The sequence below is a fragment of the Clostridium sp. LS3 genome, assembly GCF_055330225.1.
Genome location: NZ_CM143921.1, coordinates 2,970,753 through 2,989,717, shown reverse-complemented (window position 1 = coordinate 2,989,717; position 18,965 = coordinate 2,970,753). Strand labels below are relative to the sequence as shown.

The 18,965-nt window shown below is 29.7% G+C and carries 17 protein-coding genes; 14 read left to right on the top strand and 3 right to left on the bottom strand.

What is annotated here, in order from left to right:
- Positions 1–169: 169 nt before the first annotated feature.
- Positions 170–2,074 carry an NAD(+) synthase gene (locus tag ACZJV1_RS13975; RefSeq protein ID WP_463650527.1) on the bottom strand — a complete coding sequence of 635 codons (1,905 nt, stop codon included), beginning with the start codon at positions 2,072–2,074 and terminating at the stop codon, positions 170–172.
- Between the two features lie 336 nt (positions 2,075–2,410).
- On the opposite strand from ACZJV1_RS13975, the gene ACZJV1_RS13970 reads away from it, so the two are divergent.
- The 5 genes from ACZJV1_RS13970 (at position 2,411) to ACZJV1_RS13950 (ending at position 5,820) form a co-directional block, all read left to right on the top strand.
- Positions 2,411–2,842, top strand: a complete 432-nt coding sequence (locus ACZJV1_RS13970) for an NfeD family protein (RefSeq protein ID WP_463650526.1) — start codon at positions 2,411–2,413, stop codon at positions 2,840–2,842.
- A complete protein-coding gene (locus ACZJV1_RS13965) occupies positions 2,843–3,790 on the top strand; it encodes an SPFH domain-containing protein (protein WP_411168496.1) in 948 nt (315 codons plus the stop codon).
- A gap of 159 nt (positions 3,791–3,949) precedes the next feature.
- Positions 3,950–4,900: an amidase domain-containing protein gene (locus ACZJV1_RS13960; protein ID WP_463650525.1), complete on the top strand. Its 951-nt coding sequence runs from the start codon at positions 3,950–3,952 to the stop codon at positions 4,898–4,900.
- Positions 4,901–5,216: 316 nt separating this feature from the next.
- Positions 5,217–5,372 carry a zinc-ribbon domain-containing protein gene (locus ACZJV1_RS13955; protein WP_195263398.1) on the top strand — a complete coding sequence of 52 codons (156 nt, stop codon included), beginning with the start codon at positions 5,217–5,219 and terminating at the stop codon, positions 5,370–5,372.
- A gap of 292 nt (positions 5,373–5,664) precedes the next feature.
- A complete protein-coding gene (locus ACZJV1_RS13950; RefSeq protein ID WP_411168494.1) occupies positions 5,665–5,820 on the top strand; it encodes a zinc-ribbon domain-containing protein in 156 nt (51 codons plus the stop codon).
- Positions 5,821–5,979: 159 nt separating this feature from the next.
- Here the strand turns inward: ACZJV1_RS13950 and ACZJV1_RS13945 are convergent, their stop codons facing one another.
- Both ACZJV1_RS13945 and ACZJV1_RS13940 read right to left on the bottom strand, forming a co-directional pair.
- The gene (locus ACZJV1_RS13945; protein WP_463650524.1) at positions 5,980–6,174 is read right to left on the bottom strand and encodes a hypothetical protein; all 195 of its coding nucleotides are present in this window, start codon (positions 6,172–6,174) and stop codon (positions 5,980–5,982) included.
- A gap of 14 nt (positions 6,175–6,188) precedes the next feature.
- Positions 6,189–6,377 (bottom strand): hypothetical protein, encoded by a 189-nt coding sequence (locus tag ACZJV1_RS13940; protein ID WP_322459218.1) that lies wholly within the window; start codon positions 6,375–6,377, stop codon positions 6,189–6,191.
- Between the two features lie 467 nt (positions 6,378–6,844).
- Here ACZJV1_RS13940 and ACZJV1_RS13935 point away from each other — a divergent pair, with 467 nt between their 5' ends.
- The 9 genes from ACZJV1_RS13935 (at position 6,845) to ACZJV1_RS13895 (ending at position 18,643) form a co-directional block, all read left to right on the top strand.
- A complete protein-coding gene (locus ACZJV1_RS13935; protein ID WP_463650523.1) occupies positions 6,845–10,588 on the top strand; it encodes a phosphoribosylformylglycinamidine synthase in 3,744 nt (1,247 codons plus the stop codon).
- Between the two features lie 169 nt (positions 10,589–10,757).
- The gene (gene purE, locus ACZJV1_RS13930) at positions 10,758–11,237 is read left to right on the top strand and encodes a 5-(carboxyamino)imidazole ribonucleotide mutase (RefSeq protein WP_463650522.1); all 480 of its coding nucleotides are present in this window, start codon (positions 10,758–10,760) and stop codon (positions 11,235–11,237) included.
- Positions 11,237–11,941, top strand: coding sequence for a phosphoribosylaminoimidazolesuccinocarboxamide synthase (gene purC, locus ACZJV1_RS13925; RefSeq protein WP_463650521.1), 705 nt, complete (start codon positions 11,237–11,239; stop codon positions 11,939–11,941). Before purE ends, purC begins: the two co-directional genes overlap by 1 nt.
- A 167-nt stretch (positions 11,942–12,108) precedes the next feature.
- Positions 12,109–13,515 carry an amidophosphoribosyltransferase gene (purF, locus tag ACZJV1_RS13920; protein WP_463650520.1) on the top strand — a complete coding sequence of 469 codons (1,407 nt, stop codon included), beginning with the start codon at positions 12,109–12,111 and terminating at the stop codon, positions 13,513–13,515.
- A gap of 22 nt (positions 13,516–13,537) precedes the next feature.
- Positions 13,538–14,539 carry a phosphoribosylformylglycinamidine cyclo-ligase gene (gene purM, locus ACZJV1_RS13915; protein ID WP_463650519.1) on the top strand — a complete coding sequence of 334 codons (1,002 nt, stop codon included), beginning with the start codon at positions 13,538–13,540 and terminating at the stop codon, positions 14,537–14,539.
- Positions 14,527–15,135 (top strand): phosphoribosylglycinamide formyltransferase, encoded by a 609-nt coding sequence (gene purN, locus ACZJV1_RS13910; RefSeq protein WP_463650518.1) that lies wholly within the window; start codon positions 14,527–14,529, stop codon positions 15,133–15,135. Before purM ends, purN begins: the two co-directional genes overlap by 13 nt.
- Before the next feature lie 91 nt (positions 15,136–15,226).
- The gene (gene purH / locus ACZJV1_RS13905; protein WP_463650517.1) at positions 15,227–16,729 is read left to right on the top strand and encodes a bifunctional phosphoribosylaminoimidazolecarboxamide formyltransferase/IMP cyclohydrolase; all 1,503 of its coding nucleotides are present in this window, start codon (positions 15,227–15,229) and stop codon (positions 16,727–16,729) included.
- Between the two features lie 463 nt (positions 16,730–17,192).
- A complete protein-coding gene (purD, locus tag ACZJV1_RS13900; protein ID WP_463650516.1) occupies positions 17,193–18,440 on the top strand; it encodes a phosphoribosylamine--glycine ligase in 1,248 nt (415 codons plus the stop codon).
- A gap of 53 nt (positions 18,441–18,493) precedes the next feature.
- Positions 18,494–18,643, top strand: coding sequence for a hypothetical protein (locus tag ACZJV1_RS13895; RefSeq protein ID WP_463650515.1), 150 nt, complete (start codon positions 18,494–18,496; stop codon positions 18,641–18,643).
- The last annotated feature ends 322 nt before the right edge of the window (positions 18,644–18,965 follow it).

Genomic DNA, 18,965 nt, shown 5'->3' with positions numbered 1-18,965 from the left:
TATTATCATGAACTGTTAGAGTTTTATAATTCTATGTTTCAAAATGCCGTTAAGAATTACTATTGTCTGAGCGAATGCGAGTTATAGTAATTTAGGTATTTTGAATAAATAGAATTATAAAAACTCCCAGTGAAATGATACTGACTACTTGGAATACAATATCTTTATTTTATTTAAAAGAGTTAAAAGAAGCATCAGAAGGCATTCTCCAATCACCACGAGGACTCAATGATATACTACCAACCTTAGGTCCATCTGGAAGAGCACTTCTCTTAAATTGTTGAGTAAAGAATCTATATATAAATTTATCAAGCCATTTTTTTATTTCTTCAGAAGTATAATCATCTTTAAATGCTTGTTCTGCAAGCAGTTGGATTCTTTCTTTTGAAGATCCATTTTTAATAAAGTGATATAAGAAGAAGTCATGTAATTCATAAGGTCCAACTATGTCCTCAGTTTTTTGAGTTATTTCACCTTTTTCACTCTTAGGTAAAAGCTCAGGACTAACTGGAGTATCTAATATATCTAAAAGAGTATCTGAAACCTGAGAATTAGATTCCTTTTCAGCAACATATCTAACTAAATATCTAACAAGAGTTTTTGGTATTGATGGATTAACTGAATACATACTCATATGATCTCCATTATAAGTACACCAACCAAGAGCTAATTCAGAAAGGTCTCCTGTACCAATTAATAAACCACTTTCTTTATTAGCTAAATCCATAAGAATTTGAGTTCTTTCTCTTGCTTGAACATTTTCATATGTAACATCATGAATATTTTTATCATGACCTATATCTTCAAAATGTTGCAGAGAAGCCTTAACTATATTTATTTCTCTTAAATCACAACCTAGTTCATTGCATAAAGTTAAGGCATTGTTATAAGTTCTATCAGTAGTACCAAATCCAGGCATAGTTATTGTAACAATATTTTTATTATCTAACCCTAATAATTCAAAGGTTTTAACGACTACTAATAAAGCTAAAGTAGAGTCTAGACCTCCAGAAATACCTATAACTGCTTTCTTTAGACCAGTATGTTCCATTCTTTTTGCAAGAGCAGAAGCTTGGATATTAAATATTTCTTTACATCTTTCTTCTCTAACTTTTGAATTAGAAGGAACAAAAGGATGCTTATCCACAAATCTATCAAAGCTAGATAGTTTAGTGTCTTTATAATTAAAGTTAATATTTTCAGCTTCAAATGGAAGTATTCTTGAAGCATCTCTATAGCTTATATTTTTAAGTCTTTCACTATTTAGTTTAAATACATCTATACATGAATATATTACTTCATTATCTCTTTGGAATCTTTCATTTTCTTTAAGTAAAGTTCCATTTTCAGAAATTATCATATGACCACTAAATAATAAGTCAGTAGTTGATTCATGTACTCCAGCAGAAGAATAAATATAAGCTGACATACATCTAGCACTTTGATTAGAAATAAGCGCTTCTCTATAATCTTTCTTACTTACAAGCTCATTGGAAGCAGAAAGGTTTCCTATTATATTTGCACCAAGAAGGGAAAGGTAAGAGCTAGGGGGAATTGTAACCCAAAGATCTTCACAAACTTCAAAGGCAAATCTAAAGTTTCCAGAAGTAAATATTAAGTTAGTTCCAAAAGGAACATCTTTTTGAAAAGAAAAATCTACTTTTTCATCAATTATTCCAAGACCTTCACTAAACCAACGTTTTTCATAAAATTCGCTGTAGTTTGGTATATATGATTTAGGAACTATTCCAAGAAGCTTTCCATCAAAAATTATGTAAGCACAATTGAATAAAGCATTTTTAAAGTTTAAAGGAGCTCCAACTGCAATTAGCATATCTAAGCCTTTACTTTTTTCAATAAGCTTTTCTATGGCAGAAGTAGCTTTATCTAACAAACTAAATTGCATAAATAAATCACTGCAGGTATAGGAGGTGATACATAATTCAGGAAAAACTATTGACTTGGCGCCATTCTTATGTGCCTCATCTAAACAAATAAATATATTTTCTAAGTTATAATTAACATCAGCTACACGGGTTACTGGACATGCTGCTGCAACCTTTATAAAATCCATAAAATCTCTCCAATCTATATTAAACTAATAATAATCTTGTATATAAGTTATTTTAACTCTTTTTCCTTTTTAAATTCATTTGGTTAAAAATAGTTTAGGCATTTTAATTAAATTTTACATATATAAATAATAATAAAAGGAAAACTATAGAAAATCAATGATAATAGAAGGAAGATGAATTTAAAGTTAAAATAAGTTATAAAATACTATATAAAAAGATTTAAAAGACATTGTAAAGGAGTGAGCAGTATAGTATAATCAATTCATAAGTTAACAAAATTTTAATTTTTGTTAAAATATGTTATAATGCTATTAGAAATAAAGGAGGGGGAAATAATGAATGCAGTAATTTTTTGGATTATAGTTGCTGCTGCAGTAATTGCTATAGATATAGCAACTAGTAATTTCTTGTTTGCTTGGTTTGCAGTTGGAGCATTTGCAGCTATGATAGCAGATTTATTAGGAGTATCTTTTGGGGTGCAAGCAGTACTTTTCTTAGTTGTAAACTTAATAACTGTATCTGTAGGTTATCCATGGGCAAAACGAAAGTTTAAGGTTGGAGTTAAACGTACACCTTTAATGGAAGAGAACTATATAGGAAGAGTTATGAAAGCAAAAGAAGACATTAAAGACAGAGCCAAAATAAAAGTTGACGGAATATACTGGACTGTACAAAACTCAGGAGAAGAAATAAAGCAAAATGAAAGTTTTAAGATTATAGGAATAGAAGGTATTAAATTAATGATAAAAAAAGAGGAGGAAATTTAGATGGGTTTAATAGGACTAATAATTACAGGGGTAGTAATACTTTTTGTACTAATAGTGATTTTATCAACAATTAAAATTGTTAACACAGGATACTTATATGTAGTAGAAAGATTTGGTCAATATCATAAGACTTTAGAACCAGGATGGCATTTCTTAATTCCTTTTGCAGATTTTGTTAGAAAGAAAGTTTCAACAAAACAACAAATTTTAGATGTACCACCTCAATCAGTTATTACAAAGGATAATGTTAAAATATCAGTAGATAATGTTATATTCTACAAATTATTAAATGCTAGAGATGCTGTATATAATATTGAAGACTTTAGATCAGGTATAGTTTATTCAGCAACAACTAATATGAGAAATATTCTTGGTAATATGAGTTTAGATGAAATATTATCTGGAAGAGATAAAATAAATCAAGATCTTTTAAGTATAATTGATGAAGTTACTGATGCATATGGTATTAAGATACTTTCAGTTGAAATTAAAAATATAATTCCACCAACTGAAATTCAAGAAGCAATGGAAAAGCAAATGAAAGCAGAAAGAAATAAAAGAGCTATGATTCTTGAAGCTGAAGGTTTAAGACAATCTCAAATTGAGAAAGCTGAAGGGGAAAAGAGAGGTAAAATCCTTGCAGCAGAAGCTGAAAAAGAAGCTAATATTAGAAGAGCTGAAGGTTTAAAGGAATCTCAATTACTTGAAGCAGAAGGTAAAGCTAAAGCTATAGAAGAAATATCAATTGCAGAAGCAGAAGCTATAAGAAAAGTAAACCAAGCAATTATAGAATCAGGTACTAATGAAACAGTTATAGCTTTAAAGCAAGTTGAAGCCCTTAAAGAAATGGCTAATAACCCAGCTAATAAGCTTATATTACCAAATGAGACTTTATCTTCACTTGGAAGCATTGCAGCTATAGGTGAAATGTTAAAGAAAGATAATTAGTATTAGAAATTAAAAAGTTAATATATTAAATTATGATAAGGTACTATAAATAAGATAGTACCTTATTTTGCTATATAAATTAATAAGAAATATATAATAAATTTAATTTTATTTCAAAGACTATATATTGAAGTTTAAATTAGTTTGGAGAAATAAAATATGAAAATGTTTATAAAAAAAAGAATAAAACTAATAATTATATTAGTTTTATTAATACTAGAAACTTTTAAAATTAGTACGGATGCAAGTTCATTAGGAACTGGAAGTAAAAATATTAATTATAATAGGGAAGCAGCTAGAGAATATGCTTTAAAATGGGCCACATCATCAAATAGTAAATATTATAACTACGTTAATGAAGGGGGAGATTGTACTAATTTTGTATCACAGGTTTTAAGAGCTGGTGGTTTAGAGTTTGTAGGTTCTAAAGCAAATGCCACTAGTATTAAATCCTGGTTTTATTATTCTCAAAACCTTCCTAATAGAACATCTACATGGACAGCAGCCCAGCCCTTTGCTTTACATTTTGGTAAAGAATACGAAAGAGCTTATGCCTTTAAAGAATATAAGCTAATAGATGCACTAGAAAATTGGGATACTATATATGAAAGTCTATTACCAGGTGACATAGTTCAGTATGCAAGGCAAAATAATATAGCTTTCCATTCTCAAGCTATTACAGACTTAATAGAAAAAAATAGAACTATATATTTTTGTCAGCATTCAAATTCTATGGAGTATTTCAGGAAAAATGGTAATTTAAGATATTATCTAATGGGAAAGCCAAATGATTACAACTTTTATATATATAATATAAAAGAAGATAGTGTTAATAGATCAGAAAATTTAGAAATTAAAAGTAGTAATAATTTAGATAATAGTAAAACAGAAGAGGACTATAGAAAAGAACTAATAGAAGCTTTAGATATAATAAAACTAAGCTTAGAGGATACAAGAATTGAAAATGAAAAAAACTATGATGAAAAAACAAAAATATTTATAGACAAAATGGATAAAAGAATAGAAGAAGTAGAATTTCATATAGATAAAAGGGGAAAATCCTCAAAAGAATTATTAGATATACTATTAGAAAGAACAAGCTTAGATTAAAAAAATAATAAAAATTTATAAACAGAGATTATTATAAAATTTAGAATAGAAAGAAATAAATATGATAAGAATAATAATAACCCAATAGGGTTACGTAGGTTTCTTTGCCGGTGGTTAAAACTGCCGGTATTTTTTTATTTTTAATAAATTAAAATTATTTTAAAAAAAGAGTAGCTTTTTTAAAATAACTATGTTATTATAAATGAGTAGTCAATAAGACTAACAATATTTTGTTTAAAGATTTTGAAAGATAATGACATTCTCCGTTATAGAGATTAGTAGTTACTTGAATAGTCTTTAGAATGGAGGATTTAAAATGGAAGATAAGAAATTAGTATGTAAAGATTGTGGTTCAGAATTCGTATTCACAGTAGGAGAACAAGAATTCTACAAAGAAAAAGGATTCGATAACGAGCCAGTAAGATGCATGGATTGCAGAAGAGCAAGAAAAGCACAAAACAACAGAAGATAGTTATCTGTAATTTAAGCTATAGGTTTTCCTATAGCTTTTATTTTTATGTGAAGATACATATAAAATAAACATAATATAATATGCTGAAAAATATTAATATATATCGAAAAATGAATGTTAAATTATTAATTAATATATTAAAAACCACTAGAAAAAATAATAGATGTATGATAAAATATTATAGTAAGTCGTAAGACTAAGAAATATTTGTTTAAAGATTAAATAGAAATTAGCTTTCTCCATTGTAGAGATTGGTTGATATTATATTGGTCTTTAGAATGGAGGATTTAAAATGGAAGATAAGAAAATAATGTGTAAAGACTGCGGTAAGGAATTCGTATTCACAGTAGGAGAGCAAGAATTCTACAAAGAAAAAGGATTCGACAACGAGCCAGTAAGATGTATGGATTGCAGAAGAGCAAGAAAAAATCAAAACAACAGAAGATAATTAGCAAAGACTGTAGGTTTTCCTACAGTCTTTTTAATTTATGCTCTAAATCTTTGATTTAGTTATTAAAACTTACACCCCAGAAGGTATGTGAAGAGGTGTTTCCAAATTTGCTACTATAAATATTCTATTTAATTAGTAGAATTTGAATTTCTATTCTCAATCTTTAAACCCATAAGTTGAAGTTCTAGTTGCATGTAGAGCTTCATTAACATTAGATAAAGTATCTTGAATAAGTTGTTTATTATCATATTTTTCAACAGATTTAATAGCATCATGCAATAATTTTTGAGCATGAGTAACGTCAGAAAGAGCAAATTTCAATTCATTTTTTGCATTTGGTTTATGTCCCATAAAATCATCTCCTCCTAATCCTTAAATTTGTTTAAAGTGTTTTGTGCAGAATCTATAGCACTGTCAATAGACTTAAGTGCAGTATGAATTTCATTTCTATTATGATCATTTTCTGCGTGTAAATAAGCAGTATTTAGATGGGTTTGACATGAACAAAGCTCATCTAAAGCTATTTCTAAATTTTCTTTGGAATTACCTTTCATAATTAACACCACCTTAAATTAAATCTCTATTAGTTTGTGTAAAAAAAATATTTCAATAACATTTATTAATAAAATTAATTAAAGAATTAATAGCTAAAATGTTATTAATTAGCTTTAAAATGCGCTATGTTCAAACATTAAAGCTTATTAATGCAATATTTACTACAGAAAGAATTAGATTCTAAAAGTTCGCTTATATTTTTTATGCAACTATCATATCAACGAAAATACCTAACAGATCCTAAAATTCTAACGGAATAACTGAGGAATATATACGAATATTTTTTAAAAATACTAATCATATAATTCGATATATAACGAATCATAAAAAGAAATATTGATATAAAGTTGACAAAAATATATCTGAATGATAACCTTAAAATATAAATACGAAATATTTTTTTGTAATGTAAATAAATATTCGTGTATGCTATTTGGGAATCAACTAAGCTTTGGAGGTATGAGAGTTGAAGGTGAGATGTATATTTGTAGAAAAAAAGAAAGATTTCGATGTTGAAGGAAAAAGTTTATTTGAAGACTTTAAAAATAATTTAGCAATCAATTCTTTAGAAGAAGTTAGGCTTATAAATAAGTATACTTTAGGTAAATTAAATGAAGAATACTATAAAAAAGCTCTTTATACAATATTTTCAGAAAGAACAGTAGATAATGTTTATGAAAATAAATTTGAAGTAAAGGATAAAGAAATTGCCTTTGGAGTTGAGTATTTACCAGGACAATATGATCAAAGAGCAGATTCAGCTTCAGAATGTTATCAATTATTAACTTCAGAAGAAAAATTAGAAGTTAAGTGGACAAAGATAATAATTTTAAAAGGTGATTTATCAAAGAATGAAATAGAAAAAATTAAAAATTATTATATAAATCCAGTAGATTCTAGAGAGGTAAAAATAGACAACATAGAATTATCATCAAAACTTCCAGAGCCAGAGGATATAAAAATATTAAATGGATTCATTGAAAAAAGCGATGAAGAAATAAAGGAGTTACATAGCAAAATGGGGCTTGCTATGAGCTTAGAGGATATAAAGCTTATAAGAGATTATTTTAGAAATGAAAATAGAGATCCAAGTATTACAGAGATAAAAGTTATAGACACATATTGGTCAGATCACTGTAGACACACAACTTTTTCAACAGCAATAGAAAAAGTAAATATAGAAGAGGGGCTTTATACAAGAGCTTTAGTTAAATCATATGAAGCATATCTAAAGTCAAGAGAATTTGTTTATGGTGAAACAAATAGAGATGAAACCTTAATGGATATAGCTGTTATAACAATGAAGGAAATGCGAAAAAGAGGGTTATTAGAAGACTTAGATGTATCTGATGAAATAAATGCTTGTTCAATTAAGGTAAATATAGAAACTAACAATGGAACTGAAGAATATCTAGTAATGTTTAAAAATGAAACACATAATCATCCAACTGAAATAGAACCTTTTGGTGGAGCAGCTACATGTCTTGGTGGGGCTATTAGGGACCCATTATCAGGCAGAACTTATGTATATCAAGCTATGAGAGTTACAGGGGCAGCAGATCCAACAGTTAGCATAGAAGAAACATTAAAAGGAAAACTTCCACAAAGAACTATAACTTTAGGGGCAGCACATGGATATAGCTCCTATGGAAATCAAATAGGACTTGCAACAGGACAAGTCTCAGAAATATATCATCCTAATTATGTTGCAAAGAGAATGGAAATTGGAGCAGTTATAGCAGCAGCACCTAAGAAAAATATAGTTAGAGAGGAACCTAAGCCAGGAGATGTTGTAATACTTTTAGGTGGAAGAACAGGAAGAGATGGATTAGGTGGAGCAACAGGATCATCTAAAGAACATACAGAAGATTCAATCAATGAATGTGGAGCAGAAGTTCAAAAGGGAAATCCACCAACAGAAAGGAAAATTCAAAGATTATTTAGAAATTCAGAAGTTTCAACAATGATAAAAAGGTGTAATGACTTTGGGGCAGGTGGAGTTTCAGTTGCAATTGGGGAATTAACAAGAGGGCTAGATATAGATTTAGATAAAGTTCCAAAGAAGTATGAGGGATTAGATGGAACAGAAATTGCTATTTCAGAATCTCAAGAAAGAATGGCTGTTGTAGTTAATAAAGAAGATGAAGAAAAATTTATAAGTTTAGCAGCAAAAGAGAATTTAGAAGCAGTAAGGGTAGCTAAAGTAACAGATACAGAAAGACTTAGAATGTTCTGGAGAAAAGAAAAAATAGTAGATTTAAAAAGAGAATTTTTAGATACAAATGGGGCAAGGCAAACAACAGAAGTAGAAGTACAATTACCAAAGGATTATCCATTCAATGTAGCAGATGTAGATGTAAAAGAAGAATGGATTAACAATTTAAGAAAATTAAATGTAGCATCACAAAAGGGATTAGTTGAGAGATTTGATGCAACTATAGGGGCAGGGACAGTACTTATGCCTTTTGGTGGTAAATATCAAACAACACCAGCAGAAGGAATGGCAGCAAAGATACCAGTTTTAAATGGGGAAAGTAAAGATGCTACATTAATGACATATGGATTTAATCCTGAAATTGGAATGTGGAGTCCATATCATATGGCATATTATTCAGTGATTGAGGCAATAACAAAACTTTCAGCTATGGGTGGTAATTATAAAAAAGCAAGACTTACATTACAAGAGTATTTTGAGAGATTAGGTAAAGATAAAAATAAATGGGGCAAACCTTTTTCAGCATTATTAGGGGCATATCAAGCACAAATGGATTTAGGAATACCTGCAATTGGAGGTAAAGATTCAATGTCAGGAACCTTTGGTGATTTAGATGTACCTCCATCATTAGTAGCCTTTGCTGTTGGGGTTATCAAAGCAAAGGATGTTATATCACCAGAATTTAAAAATAAAGATTCAAAAATTGTACTTTTAATAGCAGAAAAAAATGAGGATATGACTTTAAAAGTAGATGAGTATAAAAAGAATTTAGAAAGATTACATAAGCTTATTTTAGATGGAAAAGTAATTTCAGCATCATCAATAAAATTTGGTGGCTTAGCAGAAGCTTTAACTAAAATGAGTTTAGGAAATCGTATTGGGGTGGAATTTGAAGGCGTAAATAAAGAAGAATTATTTGGCCTTAACTATGGAAGCTTAGTTTTAGAAGTTAAAAATGAAGTTGAAATAGAAAAAGAATTCAATGGTTGCGCTTATAAAGTAATAGGTAATACAACAGAAAATAGGGCTATAGTTTCAAAGGAATATAATATTAATTTTTATATAGAATTTTTAGAAAAGATACTAGAAGAGAAATTATCAAAGGTATTTAAGATTAAAACAGAAGATAAAAATGAAAAAGTTGAAGCAATTTTATATAAAAGTAAGGATATTAAAACTCCAACAATAAAAATTGCAAAGCCAAAAGTATTTATTCCAGTTTTCCCAGGGACAAACTGTGAATATGATTGTGCAAAAGCTTTTAACAATGAAGGTGCAGAAGTTTCAGAACTTGTTTTAAATAATATAAACAAAGAATTATTAAATGAATCAATACTTAAAATGGAAAAAAGCATAAGAAAAAGTCAAATAATTATGCTACCAGGAGGATTCTCTGCTGGAGATGAACCAGATGGATCAGGTAAGTTTATAGCAACAGTATTTAGAAATGAAAGAATTAAAGATGCTGTAATGGACTTATTAAAAAATAGAGATGGCTTGATCCTTGGTATATGCAATGGCTTCCAAGCACTAATAAAATTAGGATTAGTACCTTATGGTGAAATTGTAGATATAGAAGAAGATATGGCGACACTAACTTACAATGAAATCAACAGACATATGAGCTCAATAGTTAGAACTAAAATAACTTCAAATAAATCACCTTGGTTTAATGAAGTAAATTTAGGCGATATTCATTCAGTTGCAATTTCTCATGGTGAAGGAAGATTTGTAGCACCAAAGGCTTTATTAGATAAGTTAAGAGAAAATGGACAAATAGCAACGCAATATGTTGACTTAAATGGTGAAATATCTATGGACATGCCTTTTAATCCAAATGGATCAATGTTAGGTATAGAAGGTATAACAAGTCCAGATGGAAGAATCCTTGGTAAAATGGGGCACTCAGAAAGAATAGGAGAAAACCTATATAAAAATATTCATGGAGACTTTGATCAAAAGATATTTAAAGCAGGCGTGAAATATTTTAAGTGATGAAAAATGCTAATAAATTGAGAATATAAGGGCTGTGATAAATAGATATGTTCCATAAGCTAAATAGCCGTGCAAAGAAGTATTAGGCTTATTTCACATATTCTATTTATCTTCGCCAACTTATATTTCGCCACTTTTATAAATTAAAAATATTTTTGGAGGGAATTAAATGAAGGTAGCTATATTTTTTGGAAGTAAATCTGATACTGATGTTATGAAGGGAGCTGCTAATTGCTTAAGGGAGTTTGGAGTTGAATTTAAAGCGTATGTGTTATCAGCTCATAGAGTTCCTGAAAAGTTAATGGAAACTTTAAAGGAAGCTGAGGAAAATGGATGTGAAGTTGTTATTGCAGGAGCTGGACTTGCAGCTCATTTACCTGGAGTTATAGCTTCTCAAACTACTATGCCTGTAATAGGAGTTCCAATAAAAGGAGCAGTTGAGGGGTTAGATGCTTTATTTTCAATAGTTCAAATGCCAAAGTCAATTCCTGTTGCAACTGTTGGAATTAACAACAGTTATAATGCTGGAATGCTTGCAGTTCAAATGCTTGCTATTAAAGATAGTACTTTAAGAGAAAAATTAAATAAATTTAGAATAGATATGAAAAATAAATTTATAGAAGAAAATGGAGAAGGAGTAGATCTATAATGGAAAAGTTAGAAATGATGTATGAAGGAAAAGCAAAAAAAATATACGCTACAGATAAGACTGATGAAGTAATAGTTTATTACAAAGATGATGCAACAGCATTTAATGGAGAAAAGAAGGGTTCAATTGAAGATAAGGGTGCTTTAAATAATGCAATAACATCAATGATTTTTGAAATGCTAAAGGAAAATGGAATCAAAACTCACTTTATAGAAAAGCTAAATGAAAGAGAGCAGCTTTGTAAAAAGGTTGAAATAGTACCACTAGAAGTAATAGTCAGAAATGTAGCAGCTGGATCAATGGCTAAGAGATTAGGTTTAAATGAAGGTTTTGAACTTAAAACTACAGTGTTTGAATTATCATACAAAGACGATTCACTAGGAGATCCATTAATAAATGATTACCACGCAGTAGGAATTGGAGCAACTACCTTTGAAGAATTAGATAAGATTTATGAAATGACAGCTAAAATAAATGATTTATTAAAAGAATTCTTTATAAAACAAAATATAAGATTAATAGATTTTAAATTAGAGTTCGGAAGATATAATGGAGAAATCCTATTAGCAGATGAAATTTCACCAGATACATGTAGGTTCTGGGATGCAACAACAGGAGAAAAGCTAGATAAAGATAGATTTAGAAGAGACCTTGGAAATGTTAAAGATGCATATGTGGAGATATTAAACAGAATAAAGAAATAATAAATTAATGGATAATTGAAGATGGATGCTAGAGAATGTCGATTGTAAATTATCCATTTTCAATTATCAATCAAATAATTTATTTAAGTAATTCAGTTTGTATGAATTACTTAAGCAATTGTTAATTATCAATTACTAACTGTGAATTAATTATAGGGGGTATTGTTTTGAGCTTAGATTTAATTTTAGATCCAAGTAATGATAAATTTAAGGATGAATGTGGTGTTTTTGGTGTTTATGTAAATAAGCCTATGGATGTTGCTTCTATGACTTACTATGGTTTATATGCACTTCAACATAGAGGACAAGAAAGTGCAGGAATAGCTGTAGCAAATGGAGAAACAGTTGATATTCATAAAGGTATGGGGCTTATAACAGAAGCATTTTCTAAAACAGATTTAGATAAACTTAAAGGTTTTGCAGCAATAGGACATGTTAGGTATTCAACATCTGGAGATACTAGAATTGAAAATGCACAGCCATTACTTAGTAAGACTAAACTTGGGTCAATAGCTATGGCTCATAATGGTACTTTAGTTAATGCAGATGTAATAAGAGAGCTTTTAGAAGATGGAGGACATGTTTTCCATACATCAATAGATTCTGAAGTTATAGCAAACCTTATAGCAAGAGGAGCTAAAAAAGGAATTGAAAGAGCTATATTTGATGCAATTCAAGCAATAAGAGGATCTTTTGCAATGGTAATCTTAACAGAAAATAAGCTTATAGGAGTTAGAGATCCGCATGGAATTAGACCTTTATGTCTTGGAAAAACAGAAGAAGGATATGTATTATCATCAGAAAGCTGTGCTTTAGATGCAATAGGAGCAGAAGTAGTTAGGGATATTGAGCCAGGAGAAATAATTGTTATAGATGAAAAAGGAATTAAATCTTATAAATACTCAGAAAATACCCAATGTCAAACCTGTGCCTTTGAGTATATATATTTTGCAAGACCAGACTCAACTATTGATGGGTTAGATGTTCATGAATCAAGAGTTAGAGCTGGAGAACAGTTATTTAAAGAGCATAAAATAGAAGCTGATGTGGTAGTTGCAGTTCCAGACTCAGGAATACCAGCAGCTATAGGTTATTCAAAAGCTTCAGGAATACCTTATGATACAGGTTTTATAAAAAATAGATATGTAGGTAGAACCTTTATAACACCCTCTCAAGAAATCAGAGAAAAAGCTGTAACTGTTAAATTAAGTCCACTTAAAGTAAATGTAAATGGTAAAAGAGTTGTACTGATTGATGATTCAATAGTTAGGGGAACTACATCAAAATATTTAGTAGATTCCTTAAGAAGAGCAGGAGCAAAAGAAGTACATTTTTTAGTAGCTTCACCAATAGTTAAATTTCCTTGCTACTTTGGAATAGATACTCCATATAGAAGTGAGCTTATAGGATCTAAAAAATCAATTGAAGAAATAAGAGAAGCAATAGGCTCAGATAGTTTAGGATATTTAAGTATAAAAGGTATGTATAGTTGCTTTAAAGAAAACTGTGGATATTGCGTTGGTTGCTTTAATGGAATATATCCAGTAGCAACACCTATAGAAAAAGCAAAATAAAAGCTGAAAGGTAGTGTGTTAAATGATAACTTATAAAGAAGCTGGAGTTAATATAGAAGAAGGATATAAATCAGTAAAGCTTATAAAAGAATATGCAAGCAGAACAATGAGTGAATATGTACTAAATGGACTTGGAAGCTTTGCTGGCATGGTTGAACTTCCAGAAGGATACAAAAAGCCAGTTTTAGTTTCAGGTACAGATGGAGTTGGAACTAAGCTTGATATAGCTTTTAAAATTAAAAAATACGATACTGTTGGAATTGATTGTGTTGCAATGTGTGTTAATGATATTTTATGCCATGGAGCAAAGCCACTATTTTTCTTAGATTATATAGCTTGTGGAAAATTAGAATCTGAAGTTGCTTCTGATTTAGTAAAAGGAGTATCAGAAGGATGCCTTCAAGGAGATTGTGCTTTAGTTGGAGGAGAAACTGCTGAAATGCCAGGATTTTATAGAGATGGTGAATACGATATGGCAGGTTTTGCAGTAGGGATTGTAGATAAAGATAAAATAATAAATGGTAAAGATATAAAGGATGGAGACAAACTAATAGGTATTGCATCTTCAGGGTTGCACTCTAATGGTTATTCATTAATTAGAAAAATATTTGAAGATTTAAATGAAGATTTAGGTGGAAAAGAAGCTTGGAAAACTTTAATAACTCCAACAAAAATTTATGTAAAACCAATTTTAAAACTACTTGAAAGCTTTGAAATAAAGGGAATGGCACACATAACAGGTGGTGGATTTATAGAAAATGTACCAAGGATGTTTAATGGAGGAAACTTTACAGCAGTTATTAAAAAAGATAGTTATCCATTACCATTAGTATTTGAAAAGATAATAGAAAAAGGTGTAGATAAAGATCATATGTATAATACCTTCAATATGGGAATTGGGTTTGTACTATGTGTTAATGAATCAGATGCTAAGCCTATTATAAAAGCTTTAATTGAAATGGGGGAAAAGGCTTATGAAATAGGTTATGTAACATCTGGAGGTGAAGGTGTTTGTTTAAAATAGCAGTACTTGCATCTGGTGGAGGAACAAACCTTCAATCAATAATAGATTCAATAGAAAATGGAAAATTAAATTGCAAAATAGAAATGGTTATAGGAAGTAAAGAGGGGATATTTGCTTTAGAGCGAGCTGAGAAAAAAGGAATAAAGACTTATGTAGTATCTAAAAAAGAATATACGGATACTACATCAGATAAGATATTAGAATTAACTAAGGGAAAAGTTGATTTAATAGTCCTTGCTGGATATCTTTCCATATTACAAGGAGATATCCTAAAAGAATTTAAAGATAAGATAATAAACATCCATCCATCATTAATACCAAGCTTTTGTGGGCCAAGAATGTACGGGTTAAAGGTTCATGAAGCTGTTATAAATTCAGGAGTAAAATATTCAGGTTGTACAGTACACTTTGTAAATGAAGAAGTAGATGGTGGAGCAATAATACTACAAGAAGTATTACCAGTTTACTTTGAAGATACAAAAGAGGAATTACAAAAAAGAGTGTTAGAAAAAGAACATATAGCATTGCCTAAAGCAATTGATTTAATAAGTAAAGATAAAGTAAAAATTATAAATGGAAAAAGCCAGATTATATAATGGACAAGTTATAGGATAAATTAAAAAAAGGTTTAACTAATATCCATATATTAATTGTTAAATATTAATTTATAGTAAAGGGGTTTTTAAGTTGATTAAAAGAGCATTAGTTAGTGTTTTTGATAAAGAAGGTATTTTAGAGTTCTCTAATTTTTTACAAGATAAAGGTGTTGAAATAATATCTACAGGTGGTACTTATAAACATCTTAAGGATAATGGAGTTAATGTTATTGAAGTTAACGAAGTTACTAATTTTCCAGAGATGTTAGACGGAAGGGTTAAAACTCTTCATCCTATTATCCATGCAGGAATACTTGCTATAAGAGATAATGAAGAACATATGAATACTATTAAAGAAAGAAATATTGAAACTATAGATATGGTTATAGTTAATTTATATCCATTCTTTCAAAAGGTTAGAGAAGATTTAAGCTTTGATGAAAAGGTTGAATTTATAGATATTGGTGGACCTACAATGCTTAGAGCAGCAGCTAAGAATTTTAAAGATGTAGTAGTTATTTCAGATAAAGAGGATTATAAGGCTGTTATGGAAGAAATATCTGAAAGTGGAGATGTTTCAGTAGCTTTAAGAAAAAAATTAGCAGGAAAAGTATTTAATTTAATGAGTGCATATGATGCAGCAATATCAAACTTTTTATTAGAAGATGAAGAATATCCAGAATACCTTTCAATATCCTACAAGAAAAAGCAAACCTTAAGATATGGAGAAAACCCACACCAAAGTGCAGCTTACTACAGCTCAACAGAATTTGATGGAGCTATGAATAGTTTTGAAATATTAAATGGTAAAGAGTTATCTTACAACAATATTAAAGACTTAGATATAGCTTGGAAAGTTGCCTCTGAATTTGAGGAAGTAGCTTGCTGTGGACTTAAACATAATACCCCTTGTGGAGTAGCTATTGGAGAAACTCCTTTTGAAGTTTATAAAAAAGCACATGATGCAGATCCGAGATCAATATTTGGTGGAATAGTAGCAATAAATAGAAAAATAGATAAAGCTACAGCAGAAGAAATGGTAAAAATATTCTTAGAAGTAGTAGCAGCACCAGATTTTGATGAAGATGCTTTAGAAGTATTAAAAACTAAAAAGAACTTAAGAGTAATTAAATGCAACAATACTCCAAAAGATAAAAAATATATGGTAACAGTTGACGGTGGAATACTAGTTCAAGAAGAAGATAAAAAATTAATAGATGAATTAAAAGTAGTAACACAAAAAGTACCGACTGAAGAAGAAATGACAGATTTATTATTTGGTATGAAAGTAGTTAAATACGTTAAATCTAATGCAATAGTTGCTATAAAAGATAAAGTAGCAGTTGGAATAGGTGGAGGACAAGTTAATAGAATCTGGGCAACGGAGGAAGCACTACAAAGAGGAAAAGGTGCAATAGTTTTAGCTTCAGATGCCTTCTTCCCATTTAGAGATGTAGTAGATGAGTGTGCTAAAAATGGTATTAAAGCAATAATACAGCCGGGTGGATCAGTAAGGGATCAAGAGTCAATTGATGCTTGCAATGAGCATGGGATTGCTATGGTATTTACGGGAGTTAGACATTTTAAGCATTAGAACTGTGGAAGATTAGAAATATTGCTTCAGGCGATTAACACAATTTCGCAAAGTATTTCTATTGTTGATTTCAGCAAAATTGCTAAATTTCAGTAACTCGTATTCGCTCAGACAACTGAAATTCTTAACGCAATTATGCCTCAAACAACAATGAAATACTAATAGCTCATTGTGATATCGCCTTCCTCAATATTTCTAATCTTCCAGTGCTAATGTGACTAAAATAGTAGTTAGGATAATAGAGAAATTATTGCTACAGGATATTATATAATTTTGCAGAGGATTTCTTGAAGACTTCAAAGAATATTGAAATACTTACTGCTCATTTCAATATATACCTCCGCAAAAATTTCTCTGTTTCCTAGACGTTAAATTAGTTCTTAGGCGTTTTTAGGTAAATAACATAGTGGGAATAGCTTTTGGATTATAGAGAATAAATAGTACTGCTTGGAGGGAATTTGTTATGAAGATTTTATTAATTGGATCTGGTGGAAGGGAGCATGCTTTGAGTTGGAAGCTTGCTAAGAATGATAGGGTTAAGAAGATATTTGTTGCTCCTGGTAATGGGGGAACTGCTAGGGAAAATAAGTGTGAAAATATAGATATAACTGATATAGATGAGCTTTTAGAGTTTGCTTTGGAGAATTGTATTGATTTAACTGTTGTTGGGCCTGAGGATCCTTTAACTAAGGGGATTGTTGATAAATTTAAGATGGAAGGTCTTAAGATTTTTGGACCTAGTGAAAAGGCTGCAAGACTTGAAGGTAGTAAGAGTTTTTCTAAGGATTTTATGAAAAAGTATGGTGTTAAAACTGCTGAGTATGAAGTTTTTTATGATGTGGATAAAGCTTTAAGTTATTTAGAAATTTGTCATTATCCTACAGTAGTTAAGGCTGATGGATTAGCAGCTGGAAAGGGAGTTGCTATTTGTGAAAATAAAGAGGAGGCTGTAAATGCAGTAAAGTCTTTTATGGTTGATGATATATTCAATGGAGCAGGACAAAAAATAGTTATAGAAGAATTTTTAGATGGAGTAGAAGCTTCAATACTTTCAATAACAGATGGAAAAACTATAATTCCATTTATATCAGCAAAGGATCATAAGCAAATCTTTGATGGTGGAAAAGGGCCAAACACTGGAGGAATGGGAGTCTTAGCACCTAATCCATATGTAACAGAAGAAGTTTTAAAAGATTTTGAAGAAAACATAATGAATAAAACTTTAGTTGGAATAAGAGAAGAAGGCTTTGATTATAAGGGGATAATATTCTTTGGTCTTATGATAACTAAAAAAGGATCATATCTTTTAGAATACAATGTTAGAATGGGAGATCCAGAAACTCAATCAGTACTTAATTTAATGGAAAGTGACTTATTAGAGATTATAGAAGCTGCATTAATAGAAGATTTAAAAAACACAAAAATTAAATGGAAAAATGGAGCTTGTGTTAATGTAGTTTTAGCATCAAAAGGATATCCAGGAAGCTTTCCTAAAGGATATGAAATAACTATAAAGGATGAAATAAAGGATAAAGTATTTCTAGCAGGAGCAAAGCTTGAAGATGAAATTTTAAAAACTAATGGAGGAAGAGTTCTTTCAGTAGTTGGAATTGGGGAAACTGTTGAGGAAGCTAGAAAAGATGCTTATAAGGCGATAGAAAAAGTTGATTTTAAGGATAAGTATTTTAGAGGAGATATAGGATTAGTATAATTGATCTAGCTTTCACAAATAATATAAAAGAAAATATTATTTGGAGGAATACCATGAATAAAGAAACTGAAAATCAAGTTTATGAAAAAGCAAAGCAAATGATAATAGCAGGTGAGTCTTGGGATAAAATAATGGAAGAAACAAGACTAAGACAAAAGGATTTAAAAAGAATACAGATGGAAGAAATAAATCCTAAATTCTAGAAAGATTAGAAGGGGATTTAGCTGAAATTCTAGATAAAGATTAAAGTGGATTTTTTATGATCCACTTTTTTTGCACAAATTAGTATGGAGGCTCTATATGCCTCGCCCCTACCATGAAAACCTCGATAATACAGGAATATGTTGACAAGGGTATTATTTTTAGAATCAAAAATAAAGAACCATATAGTAAATAAATGAGGCTTTTATGAAATATAGATATATAATTAAAAAATAACTTATTTTTAATTATATATACTAGAGTTGGATAAGGATGAGTTAAGTAGTGTAATTGAGGTAAAATTACAAAAAGGTTATAATATAA

Excerpts from the sequence above, each read along its gene's own strand:
- ACZJV1_RS13975 (WP_463650527.1), bottom strand. The coding sequence starts at position 2,074 with ATGGATTTTATAAAGGTTGCAGCAGCATGTCCAGTAACCCGTGTAGCT.
- ACZJV1_RS13970 (WP_463650526.1), top strand. The coding sequence starts at position 2,411 with ATGAATGCAGTAATTTTTTGGATTATAGTTGCTGCTGCAGTAATTGCT.
- ACZJV1_RS13965 (WP_411168496.1), top strand. The coding sequence starts at position 2,843 with ATGGGTTTAATAGGACTAATAATTACAGGGGTAGTAATACTTTTTGTA.
- ACZJV1_RS13960 (WP_463650525.1), top strand. The coding sequence starts at position 3,950 with ATGAAAATGTTTATAAAAAAAAGAATAAAACTAATAATTATATTAGTT.
- ACZJV1_RS13955 (WP_195263398.1), top strand. The coding sequence starts at position 5,217 with ATGGAAGATAAGAAATTAGTATGTAAAGATTGTGGTTCAGAATTCGTA.
- ACZJV1_RS13950 (WP_411168494.1), top strand. The coding sequence starts at position 5,665 with ATGGAAGATAAGAAAATAATGTGTAAAGACTGCGGTAAGGAATTCGTA.
- ACZJV1_RS13945 (WP_463650524.1), bottom strand. The coding sequence starts at position 6,174 with ATGGGACATAAACCAAATGCAAAAAATGAATTGAAATTTGCTCTTTCT.
- ACZJV1_RS13940 (WP_322459218.1), bottom strand. The coding sequence starts at position 6,377 with ATGAAAGGTAATTCCAAAGAAAATTTAGAAATAGCTTTAGATGAGCTT.
- purE (WP_463650522.1), top strand. The coding sequence starts at position 10,758 with ATGAAGGTAGCTATATTTTTTGGAAGTAAATCTGATACTGATGTTATG.
- purC (WP_463650521.1), top strand. The coding sequence starts at position 11,237 with ATGGAAAAGTTAGAAATGATGTATGAAGGAAAAGCAAAAAAAATATAC.
- purM (WP_463650519.1), top strand. The coding sequence starts at position 13,538 with ATGATAACTTATAAAGAAGCTGGAGTTAATATAGAAGAAGGATATAAA.
- purD (WP_463650516.1), top strand. The coding sequence starts at position 17,193 with ATGAAGATTTTATTAATTGGATCTGGTGGAAGGGAGCATGCTTTGAGT.
- ACZJV1_RS13895 (WP_463650515.1), top strand. The coding sequence starts at position 18,494 with ATGAATAAAGAAACTGAAAATCAAGTTTATGAAAAAGCAAAGCAAATG.